Here is a 4,243-nt window from a genome sequence, read left to right as displayed (position 1 = left end):
CGACCCGCTCTCCGCCGCCGGGCACCGTGCCCGGGCGTCGACCGACGACGGGGCGCCCCGCCGGCGGTGAGCCCGACGACAAGGGGCCGCCGCGCCCCTACCAGCCCCGACCCACCCGACCGACCCGAGGAGGACCGCCCCGTGGATGACGACCGCTACGGACAGGACGTGCTGAGCGGCGACTGGAAGCGCTCGTCGAGACCGGCGCCGACGCCCACCGACGCCGTCCGCGACCTCGTCGTCGAGGAGGCGCGCAGCGGCTTCACGGGAGCCGTCGTGCGGGTCGAGGCCGGCACCGTCGAGCTGGAGGACTGGAAGGGCCGCGTCCGCGCCTTCCCCCTCGGCGGGTCGTTCCTGATCGACGGCTCGCCGGTCGCGCTGCGCGTGCCCCGCGCGGCGCCCCCGGGGCGCGCACGGACGGCCTCGGGCTCGTTCGCGGTCGACGGCGGCCGGGCGCGGGTCGCCCGCGAGAGCAGGATCTTCGTCGAGGGCCGGCACGACGCCGAGCTCGTCGAGAAGGTCTGGGGCGCCGACCTGCGGGTCGAGGGCGTCGTCGTCGAGTACCTCGAGGGCGTCGACCACCTGGCCGAGGTGCTCGCCGAGTTCCGGCCGACCGCGACCCGTCGCGTCGGCGTGCTGGTGGACCACCTGGTGGCCGGGTCGAAGGAGAGCAGGATCGCCGACTCGATCGCCCGCGGCCCGTCGGGCGCCCACGTGCTCGTCGTCGGCCACCCGTTCGTCGACGTCTGGCAGGCCGTGAAGCCGGGTCGCCTGGGGCTCGAGTCGTGGCCCACCGTGCCGCGCTCGGTCGAGTGGAAGCACGGCATCTGCGCACACCTCGGCTGGCCCCACGACGACCAGGCCGACATCGCCGCCGCCTGGCAGCGGATCCTCGGCCGCGTGCGGACCTTCGGCGACCTCGAGCCCGCCCTGCTCGGCCGCGTCGAGCAGCTGATCGACTTCGTCACCGTCGACTGACCGGCCCCGCCCGCCCTGTCCTCATTCAGGAACCTCTGTCCTGATGCGCGCGGGGAGGGGCGTGATCGTCCTGATCCGTGCACGGATCAGGACCGCGTCACGGCTCGTTCCTGATCCCTGGGACATCGGAGCTGCGGGAATCGCCCGACGGCAGCGGCCCCCGAGCGGCTCCGCGCCCTAGATTCGTCGCATGGCCGATTCGATCGAGGGGCAGGTGCGCGGCGCGGTCGACGCCTGGCTGCGCTGGCTGCCGCGCTGGCGGATCGGCACGGCGCGCGGTCGCACCCGGGTCTGCCGCACCTGCTTCGGATCGCCGGTCTCGACCGCCGCCGGTCTCGACCACGACGTGCCGCACGCCGTCCAGCACGCGCTGCTCAACCGCCTGCGGCACATCGTCGACGCCGAGGTCGACACCTACACGACCCGCAACCTGCCCCTGGTCGACCGCGAGCTGCGGCGCGCCGCGGCGGGCGAGCCCGACGGGTACCGCCCGGAGGCCGACCTCGCGCCCGAGTTCGACGGCCTCGACGTCGACCCCGAGCCGGACCCGACCCAGCCGTTCCTGTTCACCCTGGCGGGCCTCGCCGCCGAGGACGCGCCTCCTGCGGGCGGGACCGACGAGGAGGCGCCGGCCGAGCCGGAGTTCACCGAGCAGGCCAAGCAGGCGCTCCGTCGCGAGCTGGCCCTCGCCGACGAGCACGCCCAGGCGGTCGGGACGGCCCTCTGCTTCGCCGTCGCCGGGCACCGGGAGCGCATCGCGGAGGCCCTGGCGCGCCTCGTCGAGCCCCAGGTCGACGACCTCCTCGCCGAGCTGTCGCGCACCTTGGAGCAGCCCCGGTGACCGCGCGCAGGTCGCCGTGGTGGGCGTTCGTCGCGGATCTCGTGCTCGTGGTGGCGTTCGTCCTGATCGGGCGCCGCAGCCACGACGAAGGGTCGGCGCTGGCCGGGGTCCTCACGACCCTGTGGCCGTTCGCCGCGGGTCTCGTCGTCGGCTGGGCCCTCGTGCTGGTGCGCGGGCGCGCCCTGCCGACCCTCGGCTCCGGTCTCGTCGTGTGGCCTGCGACGGTCGTGGTCGGCATGGTGCTCAGGGTGATCAGCGGACAGGGCACGGCGGTGAGCTTCGTGGTCGTCACGGTCGTCGTGCTCGGGGTCTTCTTGCTGGGCTGGCGAGCACTCGCGAGGCTGCGCCGCCGTCGAGCCCGCGGCTCGCGCCGCTGAGCGACCTGGGCGCGCCGAGGCGCCCGCCGCCGCTGGGGGCTGCTACTTGCGCTTGGCGGAGTTGTCGAGGCTCGGCTCGTCGGTGAGCACCAGGCCGGACGAGCTGTTGGAGGAGGTGGTCAACTCTGCCAGCCACTCGCGGCTGATCGTCGGGACACGACCTCCGGAGTACTTGAAGTAGAGGGGGATGCCCGGGTCGAGCCAGATGCTGCTGCGGCCGTCGCCGACCTTCTGCGTGTCGCGCCACGAGAAGAAGAACGACTCACGTCGTCGCAGCTTGGTGGCGATGACGATCTGCAGGTGCTCGAGCGTCCTGTCGTCGAACTCGATCTCGATGCTCGACGTGCCGTAGATCAGCGATCCCATGGTGTATCCGTTCGTTCCTGTCGTCCGTGCCGCATCGTGACTCGGACGAGCGGAGCGGTCTCTGCAAACCTACCGTGCGCCCTCGACTCCGACGCCCCTCGTCCGGTCGAGTCCCGGAGTGCGCGAGGCGCGAGGTCGTGCACGACGTGCAACGTCCGGGGAGGTCCCCAGCCGTCCCTGCCATGCTCGACGAGCCGATCCGAGCCCTCGCGGGCCACGAACCGACCCAGGGACCCATGACCTCCATCGCCGCCAGCCCGCTCCTCCTCGCCGCCTCCGGCTCGACCGCCTCGGGCTCGCCCGGCTCGCTCACCGAGAGCGACGGCATCGTCGGCATCGCCTCCCGCGTCATCGACGCCGCCGGCGAGTGGGGCGTCGGCCTGCTCACCTTCGTCGAGACGGTGTTCCCGCCGATCCCCAGCGAGCTGATCCTGCCCCTGGCCGGTGCGCTGGCGGGCAGCGGCGACATGAACGTCGTCCTGCTCGTGGCCACGGCCACACTCGGCGCATACGTGGGCGCCCTCGTGCTCTACTGGCTGGGCGCCGTGCTCGGCCTCGAGCGCAGCATCCGCTGGCTGTCGAAGCTGCCGCTCGTCGACCGGGAAGACTTCGACTCCGCCGCCGGCTGGTTCCACCGCCACGGCCGGTCGGCGGTCTTCTTCGGCCGGTTCATCCCCGGGGTGCGGAGCCTCATCTCGCTGCCCGCGGGCGCCGACCGGATGCCGCTCGTCACCTTCTCGCTCTTCACGATCATCGGCAGCGGCCTCTGGAACACGCTCCTGATCGGGCTGGGCGTCGCCCTCGGCACCCAGTACGAGCTGATCGACCGCTACGCCAAGTACCTCGACTACGCCGTCTACGCCGCGATCGCCGGGGTAGTCCTGTGGCTCGTCGTCCGGGCGGTGCGGCGTCGCCGTGCGGCAGAGCGGACCCGGGGCTGATCCGTCCCGTCGTGCCGGGGGTGCGCTCGGAGCGGATCCCCACGGCCCGTCCAGGCGGGCGGGCCAGGTCGTCCGTACTGTCGGAGACCCGGGAGGCACCCGGGGCGACCGGAATGAACGGCACACCATGGGATTCCTCGACAAGCTCCTCGGACGAGACGACCCGCAGGACGGCGCGACCCCGCAGGGCGCCCAGCAGCAGGCCCCTCAGCAGGCCGGTCAGCGTCCCGGCGGCCGCACCGACGACGAAATCGCGGTCGAGCGCTACCGCTACCTGCTCCGCACCGCGCCGCCGGAGACCATCGAGCAGGTGCACGCCGAGGCGTTCGCGACCCTGACGCCCGAGCAGCGGCGGACGGTCTTCGACGAGCTCAGCCGCCAGTCGCCCCAGGGCGAGCAGCCCCGCGGTGACGACGCGGGCTCGCTGGCCCAGGCGGCGACCCGCTCCGAGCTGCGTCGTCCCGGCACCCTCGAGCAGACCCTGGGAGGCGGCCAGCAGGGCGCGCAGGCCGGCGCCGGCCAGGCACAGGGCCGGCAGGGCGGCGGCATGGGCATAGGCTCGGTCATCGGCGGCTCGTTGCTGGGCACGGTCGCCGGGTACGTGATCGGTTCTGCCCTCGTCAGCTCGTTCCTGCCCGACGGCGGCGACGCCACGGCCGACGGCGGGGACGCGGGCGACGCCGGTGCCGAGGGCGACGCCGGTGCTGACGGCGGTGCGGGCGCCGACGCCGGTTCCGACC

6 protein-coding genes are annotated in these 4,243 nt (G+C 73.7%); 5 read left to right on the top strand and 1 reads right to left on the bottom strand.

The genetic code is table 11. The features are described 5' to 3' along the window. The first annotated feature begins 141 nt into the window (after nt 1-141). The 3 genes from RWM17_RS12725 (at nt 142) to RWM17_RS12715 (ending at nt 2,196) form a co-directional block, all read left to right on the top strand. Nucleotides 142-978, top strand: a complete 837-nt coding sequence (locus RWM17_RS12725; protein WP_314104209.1) for a DUF3097 domain-containing protein — start codon at nt 142-144, stop codon at nt 976-978. Between the two features lie 190 nt (nt 979-1,168). After that, nucleotides 1,169-1,819 carry a spermidine/putrescine ABC transporter substrate-binding protein gene (locus tag RWM17_RS12720; protein WP_314104208.1) on the top strand — a complete coding sequence of 217 codons (651 nt, stop codon included), beginning with the start codon at nt 1,169-1,171 and terminating at the stop codon, nt 1,817-1,819. Further along, nucleotides 1,816-2,196 carry a DUF3054 domain-containing protein gene (locus RWM17_RS12715; protein ID WP_314104207.1) on the top strand — a complete coding sequence of 127 codons (381 nt, stop codon included), beginning with the start codon at nt 1,816-1,818 and terminating at the stop codon, nt 2,194-2,196. The genes RWM17_RS12720 and RWM17_RS12715 overlap by 4 nt, the downstream gene beginning before the upstream one ends. A 42-nt stretch (nt 2,197-2,238) precedes the next feature. On the opposite strand, the gene RWM17_RS12710 is transcribed toward RWM17_RS12715, so the two are convergent. Beyond that, nucleotides 2,239-2,562, bottom strand: coding sequence for an ATP-dependent DNA ligase (locus tag RWM17_RS12710; protein ID WP_192041192.1), 324 nt, complete (start codon nt 2,560-2,562; stop codon nt 2,239-2,241). Nucleotides 2,563-2,798: 236 nt separating this feature from the next. Between RWM17_RS12710 and RWM17_RS12705 the strand changes: the two genes are divergently transcribed. Both RWM17_RS12705 and RWM17_RS12700 read left to right on the top strand, forming a co-directional pair. After that, a complete protein-coding gene (locus tag RWM17_RS12705; RefSeq protein WP_314104205.1) occupies nt 2,799-3,503 on the top strand; it encodes a DedA family protein in 705 nt (234 codons plus the stop codon). A 127-nt stretch (nt 3,504-3,630) separates the two neighbouring features. Then, a partial coding sequence (locus tag RWM17_RS12700) for a hypothetical protein (RefSeq protein ID WP_314104203.1) occupies nt 3,631-4,243 on the top strand: 613 nt, incomplete at its 3' end.

The sequence above is a fragment of the uncultured Frigoribacterium sp. genome (genome assembly GCF_963515265.1).
Taxonomy (GTDB): Bacteria; Actinomycetota; Actinomycetes; order Actinomycetales; family Microbacteriaceae; genus Frigoribacterium.
The sequence above is the reverse complement of the archived record's forward strand: the minus strand, read 5'-3'. Positions and strand labels throughout refer to the sequence as shown.